General features: G+C 71.1%; 15 protein-coding genes and 4 tRNA genes. 13 read left to right on the top strand and 6 right to left on the bottom strand.

Translation table 11 applies throughout. The features are described 5' to 3' along the window. Window positions 1-20: 20 nt before the first annotated feature. The 6 genes from ppk2 to hemA form a co-directional block, all read right to left on the bottom strand. The gene (gene ppk2 / locus QFW77_RS03885) at window positions 21-812 is read right to left on the bottom strand and encodes a polyphosphate kinase 2 (RefSeq protein WP_280572989.1); all 792 of its coding nucleotides are present in this window, start codon (window positions 810-812) and stop codon (window positions 21-23) included. A 16-nt stretch (window positions 813-828) separates the two neighbouring features. Then, a complete protein-coding gene (gene moaB / locus QFW77_RS03880; RefSeq protein WP_280572986.1) occupies window positions 829-1,353 on the bottom strand; it encodes a molybdenum cofactor biosynthesis protein B in 525 nt (174 codons plus the stop codon). Window positions 1,354-1,454: 101 nt separating this feature from the next. Next, window positions 1,455-3,188 carry an O-linked N-acetylglucosamine transferase, SPINDLY family protein gene (locus tag QFW77_RS03875; RefSeq protein ID WP_280572984.1) on the bottom strand — a complete coding sequence of 578 codons (1,734 nt, stop codon included), beginning with the start codon at window positions 3,186-3,188 and terminating at the stop codon, window positions 1,455-1,457. Then, window positions 3,185-3,646, bottom strand: a complete 462-nt coding sequence (locus QFW77_RS03870; protein WP_280572982.1) for a GNAT family N-acetyltransferase — start codon at window positions 3,644-3,646, stop codon at window positions 3,185-3,187. Before QFW77_RS03870 ends, QFW77_RS03875 begins: the two co-directional genes overlap by 4 nt. 227 nt (window positions 3,647-3,873) lie before the next feature. After that, complete coding sequence (gene prfA, locus QFW77_RS03865; RefSeq protein ID WP_280572980.1) at window positions 3,874-4,965, bottom strand: peptide chain release factor 1; 1,092 nt, start codon at window positions 4,963-4,965, stop codon at window positions 3,874-3,876. Further along, on the bottom strand, window positions 4,943-6,235 hold the full coding sequence (gene hemA / locus QFW77_RS03860; RefSeq protein WP_425603262.1) for a glutamyl-tRNA reductase: 1,293 nt from the start codon (window positions 6,233-6,235) through the stop codon (window positions 4,943-4,945). Before hemA ends, prfA begins: the two co-directional genes overlap by 23 nt. 92 nt (window positions 6,236-6,327) lie before the next feature. Between hemA and QFW77_RS03855 the strand changes: the two genes are divergently transcribed. The 13 genes from QFW77_RS03855 to tuf all read left to right on the top strand — a co-directional run bounded on the left by QFW77_RS03855 (window position 6,328) and on the right by tuf (window position 16,065). Continuing rightward, on the top strand, window positions 6,328-8,022 hold the full coding sequence (locus QFW77_RS03855) for a tetratricopeptide repeat protein (protein ID WP_280572978.1): 1,695 nt from the start codon (window positions 6,328-6,330) through the stop codon (window positions 8,020-8,022). Continuing rightward, window positions 8,019-8,684 carry a lipoprotein insertase outer membrane protein LolB gene (gene lolB / locus QFW77_RS03850; RefSeq protein WP_280572976.1) on the top strand — a complete coding sequence of 222 codons (666 nt, stop codon included), beginning with the start codon at window positions 8,019-8,021 and terminating at the stop codon, window positions 8,682-8,684. The genes QFW77_RS03855 and lolB overlap by 4 nt, the downstream gene beginning before the upstream one ends. 3 nt (window positions 8,685-8,687) lie before the next feature. After that, on the top strand, window positions 8,688-9,575 hold the full coding sequence (gene ispE, locus QFW77_RS03845) for a 4-(cytidine 5'-diphospho)-2-C-methyl-D-erythritol kinase (protein WP_280572973.1): 888 nt from the start codon (window positions 8,688-8,690) through the stop codon (window positions 9,573-9,575). 72 nt (window positions 9,576-9,647) lie between these two features. Continuing rightward, window positions 9,648-9,724 (top strand) — tRNA-Gln (locus QFW77_RS03840). 131 nt (window positions 9,725-9,855) lie between these two features. Then, window positions 9,856-10,815 (top strand): ribose-phosphate diphosphokinase, encoded by a 960-nt coding sequence (locus tag QFW77_RS03835; protein WP_280572972.1) that lies wholly within the window; start codon window positions 9,856-9,858, stop codon window positions 10,813-10,815. A 147-nt stretch (window positions 10,816-10,962) separates the two neighbouring features. Next, window positions 10,963-11,625: a 50S ribosomal protein L25/general stress protein Ctc gene (locus tag QFW77_RS03830; protein ID WP_280572971.1), complete on the top strand. Its 663-nt coding sequence runs from the start codon at window positions 10,963-10,965 to the stop codon at window positions 11,623-11,625. Between the two features lie 53 nt (window positions 11,626-11,678). Then, window positions 11,679-12,260, top strand: coding sequence for an aminoacyl-tRNA hydrolase (pth, locus tag QFW77_RS03825; RefSeq protein WP_280572970.1), 582 nt, complete (start codon window positions 11,679-11,681; stop codon window positions 12,258-12,260). A gap of 106 nt (window positions 12,261-12,366) precedes the next feature. Next, window positions 12,367-13,458 carry a redox-regulated ATPase YchF gene (gene ychF / locus QFW77_RS03820; RefSeq protein ID WP_280572969.1) on the top strand — a complete coding sequence of 364 codons (1,092 nt, stop codon included), beginning with the start codon at window positions 12,367-12,369 and terminating at the stop codon, window positions 13,456-13,458. Window positions 13,459-13,479: 21 nt separating this feature from the next. Beyond that, on the top strand, window positions 13,480-14,352 hold the full coding sequence (locus tag QFW77_RS03815) for an ion transporter (RefSeq protein ID WP_280572966.1): 873 nt from the start codon (window positions 13,480-13,482) through the stop codon (window positions 14,350-14,352). Between the two features lie 59 nt (window positions 14,353-14,411). Then, window positions 14,412-14,497, top strand: a tRNA-Tyr gene (locus QFW77_RS03810). A gap of 23 nt (window positions 14,498-14,520) precedes the next feature. Continuing rightward, window positions 14,521-14,594 (top strand) — tRNA-Gly (locus QFW77_RS03805). A gap of 158 nt (window positions 14,595-14,752) precedes the next feature. Further along, window positions 14,753-14,828, top strand: a tRNA-Thr gene (locus tag QFW77_RS03800). A 46-nt stretch (window positions 14,829-14,874) separates the two neighbouring features. Continuing rightward, the gene (gene tuf / locus QFW77_RS03795; RefSeq protein WP_280572930.1) at window positions 14,875-16,065 is read left to right on the top strand and encodes an elongation factor Tu; all 1,191 of its coding nucleotides are present in this window, start codon (window positions 14,875-14,877) and stop codon (window positions 16,063-16,065) included. The last annotated feature ends 52 nt before the right edge of the window (window positions 16,066-16,117 follow it).

Here is a 16,117-nt window from a genome sequence, read left to right as displayed (position 1 = left end):
CGCTTCCCCGTGGCCCAGCGCTACTCCGGATCTTCCTCGACCGGGAACGGGGCGATCGGCTCGAGGACGCGGAAGCGCTCGCGCTTCGGCCGGCCGGGCAGCGGCGGGAACTCCGGGCGGGAGCGCGGCACGCGGATGTTGGGCAGGCGGTCGAGCAGGTGCCGGATCAGGGTCAGCCGGCCGATCTTCTGGTCGTTGAAGTCGACCAGCGTCCACGGCGCATGCTCGGTATGGGTGGCCTCGAGCATCGCCTCGCGCGCCCGGGTGTAGTCGGCGTAGCGACGCCGCGCCTCGACGTCGATCGGCGAGAGCTTCCAGGCCTTGAGCGGATCCTCCAGCCGCTCCGTGAAGCGCTCCTCCTGCTGCGCCTGGTCGCAGGTCAGCCAATACTTGAACAGCAGGATGCCATCGTCGGTCAGCATCTTCTCGAACACCGGCGCCTGCTTCAGGAACAGCCGCACCTGCGCCGGCGTGGCGAAGCCCATCACCCGCTCGACGCCGGCGCGGTTGTACCAGCTGCGGTCGAACAGGGTGATCTCGCCGGCCGCCGGCAGGTAGGCGATGTAGCGCTGGAAGTACCACTGGCTCTGCTCGCGATCGCTCGGCTTGGGCAGTGCGGCGACGCGGTACTGGCGGGTATCGAGGTGTTCGGTGATGGCCTTGATGCTGCCGCCCTTGCCGGCGGTGTCGCGCCCCTCCAGCACGATCACGATGCGCTTGCCGGCGTGCCGCACCCAGCGCGCCAGCGCCACCAGCTCCAGCTGCAGCGGTTCGAGCAGCTGCTCGTACTGCTTGCGCTTGAGTTCGCTCATTCGGACCCGTCTTGGTTCATGGTCGTTCCTTCAGCCGCGGCCGCAACGTGGCCAGGTTGCAGGGGCGGGTGCGGGCGTCGAGCTGGTCGCGGACGATGCGTTCCCAGGCGGTGCGGCAGGCCGAGGTCGACCCCGGCAGGCAGAACACGAACGTGCCGTTGGCCAGCCCCGCGAAGGCGCGCGACTGCAGCGACGACGTGCCGATCTCCTCGAAGGAGATCGCGCGGAACAGTTCGCCGAACCCCGGCATCCGCTTGTCCAGCAGCGGCAGCAGCGCCTCGGGCGTGGAATCGCGGCCTGTGAAGCCGGTGCCGCCGGTGACCAGTACGCCGTCGATGTCGGGCTCGGCGATCCACTGCGAGACCAGCGCCCGCAGCCGGTAGCGGTCGTCGGGGAGGAGGGCGCGGGCGGCGAGGCTGTGCCCGGCCTGCTGCAGCGCTCCGGCGAGATAGTCGCCCGAGCCGTCGTCCTCGGGCGTGCGGCTGTCCGAGACCGTCAGCACGCAGATCGACAGCGGGATGAATCCAGCGCTCTTGCTCATGGCTGCAGCCTAGCGTCTGGCGCGCGATGGAGGAACCCGTCTCCCGCGACCTGCAGGCGGCCCGCCCGGGTGCGGGTTGGATCGCCGCGCATGCGACAGGCTCAGCCGCCTGGAACCGAAAACGAGGCCGGCGACCCGCCCGCGCGATGCGTCGCCGACATCCGCTGCATGGCGGCCGAGAAATCCCCGGCGAAGCCGCCCATGTCGAACAGTCCGCTGTCGTCGCGCCGTCGCGCCAGTTCCTCGTGCAGCGCGCGAAGCGCTTCCGGGTCGCGTCCGAGGGTGGCGGCCCGGGAGATGAAACCGGCGTCGTCCTGCATGTTCATCCGCTCCAGGCCGAGATGATGATTGAGACTGGCGGCGACGCGCGCGGCGAAGGTGTCGCCCGGGCGGGTCAGCACGGGGCAGCCGGCCCAGAGCGCGTCCGACGCGGTGGTATGGGCGTTGTAGGGGTTGCAGTCGAGGAACAGGTCCGCCAGCTGCAGCCGGGCCAGATAGGCCGCCTGCGGCTGCTTGGGCATGAACACCAGCCGCTGCGGGTCGATGCCCGCGGCGGCGGCCGCATCGCGCAGACGGTCGTCGGCCCTTCCCGGGCCGGAAAGCAGCCATAGCACGCTGCCGGGCACTTCGCGCAGCACCGCCAGCGACCGCGCGAAGGAGGCCGGATTGAGCTTGTAGCTGTTGTTGAAGCAGCAGTAGACGGTGCCGCGGTCAGGCAGGCCGCATTCGGCGCGCGAAGGCGCCGGCGGGATCGCACGGCGGATGTCCGAGGGCTGGAAACAGCGCGGCAGCCAGGCCACGGCCTCGGAGAACTGCGTGGCCAGCGATTCGGGCAGCACGGTCCGATCGGCGAGCACGTAGTCGATCCAGGGCGCGCCGCTGGTGCCGGGGTAGGCCAGCCAGTTCACCTGCACCGGCGCGGGCCGCATCGCCAGCACCTCGGGGCGGCCGCCGCCGCCCCAGCCGCGCAGGTCGACCAGCACCTCGATGCCGGCCTCGCGGATGCTGCGGGCGATCGCCGCGTGCGGCTTGCCGGAGACGTCGTGCAGCCGGTACGCGGCACGGCGCAGCCGGCCGCGGATCGTGCTGCCGTCGTCCGGGGCGAGCGAGAAGAGGTGCGATTCCATTTCCTCTCGCGCCCCCAGCGCCTCGAAGAATGCAGCAGTGAGCAGCCCGGTCGGGTGCGCGCCGAAACCGTTGGAGAGGAACCCCAGCCGCAACGGTCCAGGCGCCGCCAGCGGCGCCGGGGCCAGCGGGCGCACCCGCGCCGCGATCTCGCGGGCGCGCAGCCGCGCGCAGGCCAGTTGCTCGTCGGCGCCGGCGTCCTCGCTCAGGAACGCGAACGGCTCGATCACGCCGTGGCCGGCGCGCACCGCCTCGCGCACCTGGCGCGAGAGCCGGTCGAGATCGCGCCAGTCGCAAAGGCGCCGGCGCCAGGCCAGCAGATGGGCGGCGATCAGCGGATGCTCGGGCGCCAGGGCGTGGGCGCGGGCATAGGCGTCGTTGGCGCCCTCGGGATCGCCGGCGTCCTCGAGCACGTGGCCCAGCCACACCGCGATCCCGGCATGCCGCGGCGCCTGCCGCGCCGCGGCCCGCAGACTGTCCGCGGCCTCGGCATGCCGGCCCAGCATCCACAGCGCCCGGCCCAGCCGCGCCAGCGCCTCGGGGTGGCCGGGGGCCAGCTGCAGCGCGCGCTGGGCTGCGCCCCCGCCGCGGCCGGGATCGCCTGCCTCGAGTTCGGCGTCCGCCAGGACGATCCAGGCCATCGCGTTGCCGGGTTCGCGCTGCACCGCGAGCCGCGCCTGGACGCGAGGATCCTGCGCCACGGAATTCATGCCGGGGCGGCCGCCAGCGGCAGCTGAAAGCGCAGCGTGTCTGTATACGGCTGCCAGCCGGCGGACCGGTACAGGGCCTGTGCGGCGCGGTTGTCGGGCGTCGTTTCCAGTTCCAGGCCCACCGCGCCGTGTTCGCGGCCGAATGCCGCGGCGGCGTCCAGCAGGGCGCGGCCGACGCCTTCGCCGCGGGCGCCGGGCGCGACGAACAGGTCGTTGAGCAGCCAGGTCCGCGCGGCCCGCACCGAGGAGAACATCGGATAGAGCTGGGTGAACCCGGCGGCCGTATCGCCGCGCTCCGCCAGCAGCACCACCGACTCCCCGCGCTGCAGCCGCTGTTGCAGGAAGTCCCTGGCCAGCGCCGGATCGGAGGGCTGGGAGTAGAACATCCGGTAGCCGTCGAACAGCGGCACCAGGGCGTCCAGGTCGTCCAGCGTCGCGCGGCGGATGGTTGCTGGCATTGCGCGCTCCTCGGTCGTGAAAGGAACCGCATCGTCGCCCGCGGGCGCCACGCTTGTCACCCGTGGCGGTTGCCGGAGGTCGCGCGGCCGCACCCAAAAGCGGCCAATGCGGACCCAAGGCCCGCGCATGCTCCCGGCAGCGCGATTCATTTGGGTTGCGCCATCAGGACGGAGATGGATCGCCGCGACGCCTGGCCTGCCCGGTGCCGCCAATCGAGACAGATGGTTTACCCGGCGCCGCCGTCCGCCAGGCGCGCGAGTTCCTCGGCCTGGTGTTCCTGGGCGAGGCGCTCGATCAGCGCATCCAGCGCGCCTTCGAGCACGTTGGGCAGGTCGTACAGGGTCAGGCCCTCGACCCGGTGGTCGGTGATCCTGCCCTGCGGATAGTTGTAGGTGCGGATACGCTGGCTGCGGTCGCCGCTGCCCACCTGCAGCTTGCGGCTCTGCGCGGTGGCGGCGGCGCGCTTCTCGACCTCGGCTTCGGCCAGCATCGCCTTGAGCCGCTTCATCGCCTTGTCGCGGTTGGCGTGCTGCGACCGTTCGGTCTGCGACTCGACCACGATCCCGCTGGGGGCATGGGTGATGCGGATCGCCGAATCGGTCTTGTTGACGTGCTGCCCGCCCGCGCCGGACGAGCGGAACGTATCGATCTTCAGGTCGGCCGGGTTGATCTCGACCGGTTCGATCTCCTCGGCCACCGGGATGATCGCCACCGTCGCTGCGGAGGTGTGGATCCGCCCCTGCGACTCGGTCTCCGGCACCCGCTGCACGCGATGGGTGCCGGACTCGAACTTCAGCCGCGCATACGCGCCCTGGCCGTCGACCCGCGCGATGACCTCGCGGAAGCCGCCGTGCTCGCCGGGGCTGGCCGATTCGACCTCGAGCCGCCAGCCCTGGCGCTCGGCGTAGCGCGTGTACATGCGCAACAGGTCGCCGGCGAAGATCGCCGCTTCGTCGCCGCCGGTGCCGGCGCGGATCTCCAGGTAGAGGCCGCCCTCGTCGCGTGCGTCCCTGGGCACCAGCATCGCCATCAGTTCGGTGTCCAGGCGCTCCAGGCGTTGCTGCGCCGCGGAGATCTCCTCCTGCGCCAGTTCGCCGAGCTCCGGGTCGTCGCGCATCGTCTCGGCAGCGGCCAGGTCGGCGCGGGCACGGGTTTCCGCGGCCAGCGCGGCGGCCAGCGGCTCCAGCTGCGCGAACTCGCGCGAGCACGCGCGGAAGCGCGCCTGGTCGGCGGCGATTTCCGGATCGGCCAGCAGGCGCTCGAGCTCGTCGCGGCGCTCGGCCAGCGCCTCGAGCTTACGGCGCAGGGTCGGCAGCATCGCGTCGGGTGTCTTCGGCCTGGCGCAGCGCCCGCTCCAGGGCGTGCGCGAGTTCGAGGTTGCCTGCGGCGGCGGCTTCGCGCACGGCGGCCGTGGGCGCGTGCAGCAGGCGGTTGGTCAGGGTATGGGCCAGCAATTCCATCACCGCCTCCGGATCGCGGCCGTTCGCCAGCTGCTGCCGCGCGCGCGCCAGGGCCTCGGCGCGGGCGGCTTCGCCATGCGCGCGCAGGCGGCGCAGGGGCTCGTTCAGCGGGCCGGAGGCGAGGGCCTCGGCGTAGCGCGCCACCTGCAGTTCGATGATCGCCTCCGCCGCGTCCGCGGCCTCGCGCCGATTGCGGCGGTTGTCCTCGACCGAGCGTTCCAGATCGTCGACCGTGTACAGATAGGCGTCGCGGAGCCGGCCCACCTCCGGGTCGATGTCGCGCGGGACCGCCAGGTCCATCAGCAGCATCGGCCGATGGCGGCGCGCCCGCAGCGCAGCCTCCACGTCGCTGCTCAGCAGCACCGGCTCGCGGCTCGCGGTGGCCGAGAACACCACGTCGGACTGCGACAGGTGGCGGCCGATGGCATCGAGCGGCAGCGCCACGCCGCCGTGCCGCGACGCGAGGTCCTGCGCGTGGCCCAGGGTGCGGTTGGCCACCAGCAGCCGCTTCACGTCGGCCCGCACCAGGTGGCGGGCGGCCAGCTCGATGGTCTCGCCGGCGCCGATCAGCAGCACGGTGGCGTCGGACAGGCGGGTGAAGGACTCCTGCGCCAGGCGCACCGCGACCGAGGCCACCGACACCGGACTGCTGCCGATGCGGGTCTCGCTGCGGGCGCGCTTGGCGGTGACGAAGGCGTGCTGGAACAGGCGATCGAGCTGGCTGCCGAGCGTGCCCGCGGCGCGCGCCGCGGCCCAGGCCTGCTTCACCTGGCCCAGGATCTGCGGCTCGCCCAGCACCAGCGAGTCCAGGCCGGTGGCCACCCGGAACAGGTGCCGCACCGCATCGCGGTCGCGGTGCCGGTACAGGTAGGCGTGCAGGTCGCCAGTGCCCGCGGCCCCGTCGCCCGGGTGGGTGGCCAGCCAGTCGGAAAGCGAGCTGCCGTCGTCATCGGCCACTGCGTAGAGCTCGGTGCGGTTGCAGGTGGACAGCAGCACCGCCTCGCGCACCTGCGGCAGCGCGCGCACCGCCGCCAGCGCCTGCGGCAGTGCGCCTTCCGCGAACGCGACCCGCTCGCGCAAGGCGACCGGCGCGCTCTGGTGGTTGATGCCGAGGGCGAAAATACTCATGACTGCGGGCTCGTGACGACGGGAGTCGTCCGTTCAGGTGCTTGCGATAAGCTTGCTGGCGAAACGCCCATTTTACGGCCCGACCGACCCCGATGCCCGCACTTTCGCCTTTCCCCCCCGGTCCGGTCCTCGCCGGGCTGCTCGCCGCGCTGCTGGCGCTGCCGTCGCCGGCCGCGTCGGCACCGGCTGCCGCCGCGCAACAGGACGACGTGCTCGCCGCCACCCTGTCCGGCGAGTACGCCCTGCAGGCGGGACGGCTCGGCGAGGCGGCCGACTGGTACCTGCGTGCCGCCCGCGCCGCCGACGGCGACCCGGCGCTGGCCGAGCGCGCCGCGCGGATCGCCCTGCTGGCCAACGACGACGACCTGGCCGGCGATGCGATCCGGCTCTGGAAGCGGCATGCCCCGGATTCGCTTGCGATGCGCTCGGCCCAGGCCACCTGGTTGCTGCGCGGCGGCCGCGAACGGGCGGCGCGCCGGGAGCTGGAGAAGCTGCTGCGCGACCCCGATCCCGACGGCTGGCGCCACGCGCTGGCGGCGCTGGGTAGCGGGACCCGCGACCCCGCCGCTTCGGCGCAGGTGCTGGGCCGGCTGGTGGCGTCCGGCGCGATCCCCGACCAGTTGCAGGCCTGGCTGGCGTTCGGCGGGCTGGCGCAGCGCTTCGGCGAGCCCGGATTGGCCGAAGGCATCGTCGCCGAGGTGGTGGAGCGCTTCCCCGACGAGCCGCGGGTGGCGCTGCTGCGCGCCAGCCAGCTGCGCGAGGCCGGCGATGCCGACGGTGCGCGCGCGGCCCTGGCGGCGATCGAGCGCCAGGCCGAAGTTTCGCCCGAGCTCCGTCTGGCCATCGCCGCCGAGTACGACAGCCTCGGCGACCCGTCCGCATCCGCCCGGATCATGGCGCTCGGGCCGCAGGACGAGCGCAGCTACGGCCTGCGCGCCACGCTGCTGGTCAAGGCCGAGGATCGCGATGCGCTGGCCGCGCTCTACGCGGAGCTGCGCGACGGCGCGGGGCAGCCCGACCCCGCCGGGCGCCTGCTGCTGGGGCAGATCGCCGAGTACCTCGAGCGGCACGACGACGCGCTCGAGTGGTACCGGAGCGTGCCCGGCGGGCCGCAGCGTGAGGTGGCGCGGCTGCGCGCCACCAAGGCGCTGCACGACCTCGGCCGAGCCGAGGAGGCCTATGCGGAGTTGCGCGCCCTGCAGACCGACGCCGATGTCGACGAGAGGCTGCGCCGCGACGCCTACCTGATGGAGGCGGAACTGCGCGCCGCCGATGACGATGCCGAAGGCGAACGCGAGGCCTTCGCCCGCGGCCTGGCCGCGCACCCGGACGAGGGCGCGCTGCTGTACGCGCGCGCGCTGATGTGGGAGCGGCGCGACGACATTCCCCGCGCCGAGGCCGACTTGCGCCGGGTCCTGGTGGCGGAGCCGGAGAACGTCGCCGCGCTCAACGCGCTCGGCTACACCCTGGCGGACCGCACCAACCGCTACGCCGAGGCGCTGGAGCTGATCGATCGCGCGCGGGTCGCCGAGCCGGACAACGCCGCGATCGTCGACAGCTATGGCTGGGTGCTGTACCGGCTCGGGCGGCACGAGGAAGCGCTGGCCGAACTGCTGCGCGCCTGGCGGCTGATGAAGGATCCGGAGATCGGCGCGCACATCGGCGAGGTGCTGTGGACGCTGGGGCGCCGCGACGAGGCCCGCGAGTACTTCCAGAAGGCGCGCGAGCTCGATCCGGACAACCGCTCGCTGCTGCGCGCCCTGCGCAAGACCGGAGCGGAGGCGTGAGCGCCCGGGCCTGGGCCGGCGCGCTGCTGGCCGCGCTGCTGCTCGCCGGCTGCGCTTCGCGACCGGCGCGCACCCCGCAGCCGGTGGCGCTCGGCGGTGCGGCGCTGGCCGCGGCCACCGCGCGGGTGGAGGCGCGGGAGATGCGGCTGCGCGCCGCGCCGCGGATCGGCTTCATCGGCCGGGTCGCGCTGTCGAACGGCCGCGACGGCGGCAACGGTCGCATCGAATGGTCGCAGGCCGGCGGGGCCTATCGGGTCGTGCTGAGCGCGCCGGTGACCCGCCAGAGCTGGAGCCTCACCGGCGATGCCGGCGGGGCGCGCATCGAGGGCCTGGAGGGCGGCCCGCGGGCGGGGGCCGATGTCGAGGCCCTGCTGCTGGAGGCCACCGGCATGCGCATCCCGGTCGGGGCGATGAGCGCCTGGGCGGCCGGCACGCGCGCCGACCCGGGCGCATTCGGGCCGGCGCGGCTGCACTTCGACGCTGCCGGCACCCTGGTGCGGATCGAGCAGGGCGGCTGGACCATCGACTACCAGGCCTGGGCGCCTGGCGCTGCGCCGCCGGGCGGGGCGGACTGGCCCCAGCGCATCAGCGCCCGCCAGGGCGACGCGCGGGTGCGGCTGATCGTCGACGAATGGACGGTGCCGGCGCCGCGGGAGGGCTGAAGCGTGCCGCCCGCGCCCGATCCCGCCGCCGGCTGGAGCGCCTGGCCGGCGCCCGCCAAGCTCAACCTGTTCCTGCGCATCACCGGCCGACGGCCCGACGGCTACCACGACCTGCAGACCGTGTTCCGGCTGCTGGACTGGGGGGACACCGTGCATCTCCGGCCCCGGCGCGACCGCCTCATCGTCCGTCACGGCCCTCCCGTGGCCGGGATGGAGGGCGCCGACGACCTGACCGTTCGGGCGGCGAAGATGCTGCAAAGCGAGCAAAACGTCGCTCAAGGAGCAGATATTTTCGTCGAAAAGCGCATTCCGGTCGGGGGTGGGTTCGGCGGTGGGTCGTCCGACGCTGCCACCGCCCTCGTCGTGCTGGACCGGCTGTGGGGGACTGGATTGGGCGCGGACCGGCTGGCGGCGCTGGGGCTGCGGCTGGGCGCCGACGTGCCGGTCTTCGTCCACGGCGCCAACGCCTGGGCGGAGGGGGTCGGCGAACGCCTCAACGCCCTGGCCCTGGCGCCGGCCTGGTACCTGCTGGTCGACACCGGGGTGGCGGTGCCCACTGCCGCGCTTTTCCAGGCGCCGGAATTGACGCGTCATGCGGTCGCCGCGACAATGGCCGACTTCGTTTCGGGTGCTCCGCTCGGCAATGCGTTCGAGCCGGTACTGCGCTGCCGCGAACCGGCCGTGGAGGCCGCGTTCGCCGCGCTGGCGCGGGTCGGCACGCCACGCCTGACCGGGACCGGCGGGGGCTGCTTCGTCGAGTTCGCCACGCGCGGATCCGCCGAGGCCGCGCTGGCGGCGCTGCCGCCGGGCCTCGCGGCCCGGGTCGTGGCGGGCGCCGCGCGCTCGCCGCTGCTGGATGCCCTGGAGAAGGCCGGGATTGGCGATTGGTGATTGGTGATTGGCAAGCACTGGGGGAGGGCGTCTTGCGAATCACCAATCACGAATCACGAATTCCGGTTTCACAGGGGCGTCGCCAAGTGGCCCAAGGCACCGGGTTTTGATCCCGGCATTCGCAGGTTCGAATCCTGCCGCCCCTGCCATTGGGTCGTGATTGGCGAGTGGTGATTCGTGTTTGGCAAGAGCGACAGCGACTGCGCGCTTCTTCGAGTCACCGATCACCAATCTCGGCCTTCAACCCCGCCACGGTCAGAGCGACGCGGAGTACCTCCTGATGAAAGAAGACCGCAATCTCCTGATCTTCTCGGGCAACGCCAACAAGCCGTTGGCCCAGGCGGTCTGCCGCGAACTGGGCACGCGCCTGGGCAAGGCGCTGGTCTCGCAGTTCTCCGACGGCGAGGTGCAGGTCGAGATCGAGGAGAACGTGCGCAAGCAGGAGGTGTTCGTGCTGCAGCCGACCAGCGCCCCCAGCGCCGAGCACCTGGTCGAGCTGCTGGTGCTGATCGACGCGCTCAAGCGCGCCAGCGCCGCCAGCGTCACCGCGGTGGTGCCGTACTTCGGCTACGCCCGCCAGGACCGCCGCCCGCGCTCGTCGCGGGTGCCGATCACCGCCAAGGTGGCGGCGCGGATGTTCGGCGCGGTGGGCTGCGACCGCGCGCTGACCATCGACCTGCATGCCGATCAGATCCAGGGCTTCTTCGACATCCCGGTCGACAACGTGTACGCCTCGCCGCTGCTGCTCGCCGACATCTGGCGCGCGCACGGCACCGACAACCTGATCGTGGTCTCGCCCGACGTCGGCGGCGTGGTGCGGGCCCGGGCGATCGCCAAGCGCCTCGACGACGCCGACCTGGCGATCATCGACAAGCGCCGTCCGCGCGCCAACGTCGCCACGGTGATGAACATCATCGGCGACGTGGAGGGCAAGACCTGCGTGCTGGTCGACGACATCGTCGACACCGCGGGCACCCTGTGCGCCGCTGCCGGCGCGCTCAAGGACAACGGCGCCACCAAGGTGGTCGCCTACTGCACCCACCCGGTGCTTTCGGGCGCGGCGATCGACAACATCACCCGCTCGCAGCTCGACGAGCTGGTGGTCACCGACACGATCCCGCTGGCCGCCTCGGCGCGGGCCTGCGGCCGGATCCGCCAGCTCAGCGTGGCCGAGCTGCTGGCCGAGACGATCCGCCGGATCGCCTTCGGCGAGTCGGTGAGTTCGCTGTATGTCGATTGAGAGCCTAGATTGGTGATCCGTAGTCCGCAACGCGCAGGAAGGAACCGCTAGCCTGTCACGAATCATGGTTCCACCGTCTCTCCTGGTCGCGGGAGAGTCGCCAAAGCCGCCGCGAGGCGGTTCATTCAACGAAGGTAGTGAAACAACATGGCAACCACGCATGAAATCAAGGTGCAACGCCGCGAAGACGAGGGTAAGGGTGCGAGCCGCCGCCTGCGTCGTACCGGCAACGTGCCGGCCATCGTCTACGGTGGCGAGCTCGATCCGGTGAACATCCAGCTCGTCCACGAGGACGTGCTGCTCGCCAGCAAGAACGAGTGGTTCTATTCGTCGATCCTCGACCTCAGCCTGGACGGCGACGTGCAGAAGGTGCTGCTGCGGGATATGCAGCGCCATCCCTACAGGCAGCAGATCATGCACCTCGACTTCCAGCGGGTGAGCGCCAACCAGGCGCTGCGCACCTCGGTGCCGCTGCACTTCCTCAACGAGGACACCTCGCCGGCCGGCAAGGCCTCGGACGTGGTGATCACCCACGAGATGAACGAAGTCGCGATCAGCTGCCTGCCCGGCAATCTGCCCGAGTACATCGAGGTGGACCTGGGCGAGCTGAAGCTGGGCGACGCGGTGCACCTGTCCGACCTGAAGCTGCCCGAAGGCGTCGAGATCCCCGAGCTGAAGCTGGGCAAGGAGCACGACGTGGCGGTGGTGATCGCACGCCACGGCCGCATCGAGGCCGAGGGCGAAGGCGAGGGTGACGCGGCCGGTGCCGTTCCCGCGGCCAAGGTCGACGAGGAAGGCAAGGGCGAGTAATGCCGGTCGCTGCCTGGACGCCCGCTCCGGGCGTCCAGGCGCCGGTGCGCGCAATGACGGAACTGCGACTGATCGTCGGGCTGGGCAATCCCGGCCAGGAGTACGCGCGGACCCGGCACAACGCCGGGTTCCGCTTCGTGGACGCGCTCGCCGATCGCTGCGGGGAGCGGTTCCGGATCGATGGCAAGCTGTTCGGCGAGACCGCGCGGGTCGCCGTCGGCGGGCGCCAGGTCTGGCTGCTGAAGCCGGCGACCTTCATGAACCTTTCCGGCAAATCGGTGACCGCGGCGCTGCGGTTCTGGAAGATCGAGCCGGAGCAGGCGCTGCTGGCGCACGACGAGCTCGACCTGCCGCCCGGCACCGCGCGGCTCAAGTTCGACGGCGGCCACGGCGGCCAGAACGGCCTGCGCGACACCATGCGGCTGCTGGGGCACGGGCGCTTCCACCGCCTGCGCATCGGTATCGGCCACCCTGGCCACAAGGACAAGGTCACCCCGTGGGTACTGGGGCGTGCCTCCGCGGACGACGACATCCTCATCGACCGCGCCATCGACGACGCCCTGGACGTGCTGCCGCTGGCGGTGGCGGGCGATCTCAACGAGGCGATGAAGCGGTTGCATACGCCGAGGCCGTGATTGGTGATTGGTGATTGGTGATTGGTGATTGGTGATTGGTGATTCGACGAGCGACCGCGCCGCCTTTTCGAATCACCAATCACGAATCCCGAATCACGGAACCATCATGGGCATCAAATGCGGCATCGTCGGCCTGCCCAACGTCGGCAAGTCGACCCTGTTCAACGCACTCACCAAGGCGGGCATCGCCGCGGCCAACTTCCCGTTCTGCACCATCGAGCCCAACGTCGGGATCGTGCCGGTGCCGGACCCGCGGCTCGCCCAGCTGGCCGAGATCGTCAAGCCGCAGAAGGTGCTCCCGACCGCGGTCGAGTTCGTCGACATCGCCGGACTGGTGGCGGGCGCGGCCAGCGGCGAGGGCCTGGGCAACAAGTTCCTGGCCCATATCCGCGAGGTGGATGCGATCACCCACGTGGTGCGCTGCTTCGAGAACGACGACGTCGTCCACGTCAGCAACCGCATCGACCCGATCGCCGATATCGAGACCATCGACACCGAACTCGCCCTGGCCGACCTGGAGTCGGTGGAAAAGGCCCTGCAGCGGGCCGAGCGTTCGGCCAAGACCGGCGACAAGGACGCCAAGGCCCGGGTCGAGGTGCTGACCCGGGTTCGCGACGGCCTGGATGCCGGCAAGCCGGCGCGTGCCCTGGCCCTCTCGGACGACGACCGCGCCGCGGTCCGCGACCTGTTCCTGCTCACCCTGAAGCCGGTGATGTACGTGGCCAACGTGCTCGAGGACGGCTTCCACGACAACCCGCACCTGGACGCGGTGCGCGCCCGGGCCGCCGGCGAGGGCGCCGAGGTGGTGCCGGTCTCGGCCGCGATCGAGGAAGAGCTGAGCCAGCTCGACGACGCCGATCGCGACGCCTTCCTCGCCGACCTCGGCCTCGACGAGCCGGGGCTGAATCGGGTCATCCGGGCCGCCTACGCGCTGCTGGGGCTGCAGACCTACTTCACCGCCGGGGTCAAGGAAGTGCGGGCCTGGACCGTGAAGGCCGGTTCGACCGCTCCGCAGGCGGCGGCGGTGATCCACACCGACTTCGAGAAGGGCTTCATCCGTGCCGAGACGATCGGCTTCGAGGACTTCATCCGCTACCGCGGCGAGGCCGGCGCGCGCGATGCGGGCCGGCTCCGGCTGGAGGGCAAGGAGTACCGGGTCCAGGAAGGCGATGTGCTGCACTTTCGTTTCAACGTCTGACCGGGAGGAGCAGGGGTGGACATGACCGTTGGGGAAGCGCCGCGCCCGGGGCTGCGCGGCCGCACCGCGGCCTGGGTGGAATCGGCGCCGGTCCAGAAGTTCGTGATCGTGGTGATCTTGCTCAATGCCGCCATCCTGGGCATGGAGACCTCGCCGGGACTGCGGGCGGAATGGGGGCCTTGGCTGGTGCGCCTGGACATGGCGGCGCTGGCGGTGTTCGTGGCCGAACTGGGCATCAAGCTGTGGGCCCACGGCCCGCGGTTCTTCCGCAGCGCCTGGAACGTCTTCGACCTGGTGGTGGTTGGGATCGCCCTGGTGCCGGCGTCCGGGCCGCTCGCGGTGCTGCGCGCGCTGCGGGTGCTGCGCGTGCTTCGGCTGGCCTCGATGATGCCGCGGCTGCGCTTCGTGGTGGAGGCGCTGCTGCGGGCGATTCCCGGGATCGGCGCGATCGGCGGCCTCATCCTGATCCTGTTCTACGTCGCCGCGGTGATCGCCACCAGCCTGTTCGGGTCGGATTTCCCGGAGTGGTTCGGTGGCCTGGGGGCCTCCTTCTACAGCCTGTTCCAGATCATGACCCTGGAAAGCTGGTCGATGGGCATCGTGCGGCCGGTGATGGAGGTCCACCCCTGGGCCTGGGCGTTCTTCGTCCCGTTCATCCTGCTGGCTACTTTCACAATGCTGAATCTGTTCATCGCGGTGATCGTGAATGCCATGCAGACGCTGCACGACCGCGACGTGGGGGAGGCCGCCATCGCGGCCGAGTCGCCGGTCGAGGCCGTCGCCGCGGCTCCCGAAGCCGCGCTGGCGGACCTGGGCCACGACATCCGCGAGCTGCGCCGCGAGCTGGCCGAACTGCGAACGCGCCTGGCGCACCCGGGCGACGGGCCGCGTTGACAGGGGCGCGGGTTCAGGCGAAAATCGCGGGCTGTTTTCACCGACTTGCCAGAAACACCGGAGGGATACCCAAGCGGCCAACGGGGGCAGACTGTAAATCTGCTGGCTTACGCCTTCGGTGGTTCGAATCCACCTCCCTCCACCAGATCCAGTGAAGTTCCGCGCGGCGCGGGAGTAGTTCAATGGTAGAACCTCAGCCTTCCAAGCTGATGGTGCGGGTTCGATTCCCGTCTCCCGCTCCATTGGGCCCCGCGACAGCAGAACATCGGTCACCCACCGGGACAGGATGCCCCGGACGCGCGAGGCGAAAGCGTCGCGCGGGAGCGAGTCCCGGCTTGGCCGGGGCCGCGACGCAGGAGCCGGGCAGGAGCCCGATCTTCTGCAACAAGCAAGAACACCTGCTCACGTAGCTCAGTCGGTAGAGCACCTCCTTGGTAAGGAGGAGGTCGATGGTTCGATTCCATTCGTGAGCACCATCTTCCGCGGCACTCCATCCCAAACAGTTCAACGAGAAACGCAACCATGGCCAAGGGTAAGTTCGAGCGCACCAAGCCCCACGTGAACGTGGGCACGATCGGTCACGTGGACCACGGCAAGACGACGCTGACGGCGGCGCTGACGAAGATCGGCGCGGAGCGTTTCGGCGGCGAGTTCAAGGCCTACGACGCGATCGACGCGGCGCCGGAGGAGAAGGCGCGCGGGATCACGATCTCGACGGCGCACGTGGAGTACGAGAGCCCGAACCGTCACTACGCGCACGTGGACTGCCCGGGCCACGCGGACTACGTGAAGAACATGATCACGGGTGCGGCGCAGATGGACGGCGCGATCCTGGTGTGTTCGGCGGCTGACGGCCCGATGCCGCAGACCCGCGAGCACATCCTGCTGGCGCGGCAGGTGGGCGTGCCGTACATCGTGGTCTTCCTGAACAAGGCGGACATGGTGGACGACGCCGAGCTGCTGGAGCTGGTGGAGATGGAGGTGCGGGAGCTGCTGTCGAAGTACGAGTTCCCGGGCGACGACACGCCGATCATCCACGGTTCGGCGCTCAAGGCGCTGGAAGGCGACCAGAGCGACATCGGGGTGCCGGCGATCATCAAGCTGGTGGAGGCGCTGGACAGCTGGATCCCGGAGCCGGAGCGCGACATCGACAAGCCGTTCCTGATGCCGGTCGAGGACGTGTTCTCGATCTCGGGCCGCGGCACGGTGGTGACCGGTCGGATCGAGCGCGGCGTGATCAAGGTCGGCGACGAGATCGAGATCGTGGGAATCCGTCCGACCCAGAAGACGACGGTGACGGGCGTGGAGATGTTCCGCAAGCTGCTGGACCAGGGCCAGGCGGGCGACAACGCGGGTCTGCTGCTGCGCGGCACCAAGCGCGACGACGTGGAGCGCGGGCAGGTGCTGGCCAAGCCGGGCTCGATCACCCCGCACACGCAGTTCGAGGCGGAGGTGTACGTGCTGTCGAAGGACGAGGGCGGTCGCCACACGCCGTTCTTCAAGGGCTACCGGCCGCAGTTCTACTTCCGGACCACGGACATCACCGGCGCGGTGACGCTGCCGGAGGGCACCGAGATGGTGATGCCGGGCGACAACGTGAAGATGGTGGTGGAGCTGATCAACCCGGTGGCGATGGACGATGGTCTGCGCTTCGCGATCCGCGAGGGCGGCCGCACGGTCGGCGCCGGGGTGGTGGCGAAGATCCTGAAGTGACGCCCGGTCCCGTGCGCCGTTAGGCGCGCGGGCTCGCCGGATCGCAGGCCGG

The organism is Luteimonas endophytica (assembly GCF_029887875.1).
GTDB lineage: Bacteria > Pseudomonadota > Gammaproteobacteria > Xanthomonadales > Xanthomonadaceae > Luteimonas > Luteimonas endophytica.
This window is presented reverse-complemented; position numbering and strand designations above follow the sequence as displayed.

What these genes read in the sequence shown, in the direction of transcription:
- prfA (WP_280572980.1), bottom strand. Translation starts at nt 4,965, where the DNA reads ATGCTGCCGACCCTGCGCCGTAAGCTCGAGGCGCTGGCCGAGCGCCGC.
- pth (WP_280572970.1), top strand. Translation starts at nt 11,679, where the DNA reads ATGACGGAACTGCGACTGATCGTCGGGCTGGGCAATCCCGGCCAGGAG.
- QFW77_RS03855 (WP_280572978.1), top strand. Translation starts at nt 6,328, where the DNA reads ATGCCCGCACTTTCGCCTTTCCCCCCCGGTCCGGTCCTCGCCGGGCTG.
- hemA (WP_425603262.1), bottom strand. Translation starts at nt 6,235, where the DNA reads ATGAGTATTTTCGCCCTCGGCATCAACCACCAGAGCGCGCCGGTCGCC.
- tuf (WP_280572930.1), top strand. Translation starts at nt 14,875, where the DNA reads ATGGCCAAGGGTAAGTTCGAGCGCACCAAGCCCCACGTGAACGTGGGC.
- moaB (WP_280572986.1), bottom strand. Translation starts at nt 1,353, where the DNA reads ATGAGCAAGAGCGCTGGATTCATCCCGCTGTCGATCTGCGTGCTGACG.
- ppk2 (WP_280572989.1), bottom strand. Translation starts at nt 812, where the DNA reads ATGAGCGAACTCAAGCGCAAGCAGTACGAGCAGCTGCTCGAACCGCTG.
- QFW77_RS03830 (WP_280572971.1), top strand. Translation starts at nt 10,963, where the DNA reads ATGGCAACCACGCATGAAATCAAGGTGCAACGCCGCGAAGACGAGGGT.
- QFW77_RS03815 (WP_280572966.1), top strand. Translation starts at nt 13,480, where the DNA reads ATGACCGTTGGGGAAGCGCCGCGCCCGGGGCTGCGCGGCCGCACCGCG.
- ychF (WP_280572969.1), top strand. Translation starts at nt 12,367, where the DNA reads ATGGGCATCAAATGCGGCATCGTCGGCCTGCCCAACGTCGGCAAGTCG.
- QFW77_RS03835 (WP_280572972.1), top strand. Translation starts at nt 9,856, where the DNA reads ATGAAAGAAGACCGCAATCTCCTGATCTTCTCGGGCAACGCCAACAAG.
- QFW77_RS03875 (WP_280572984.1), bottom strand. Translation starts at nt 3,188, where the DNA reads ATGAATTCCGTGGCGCAGGATCCTCGCGTCCAGGCGCGGCTCGCGGTG.
- QFW77_RS03870 (WP_280572982.1), bottom strand. Translation starts at nt 3,646, where the DNA reads ATGCCAGCAACCATCCGCCGCGCGACGCTGGACGACCTGGACGCCCTG.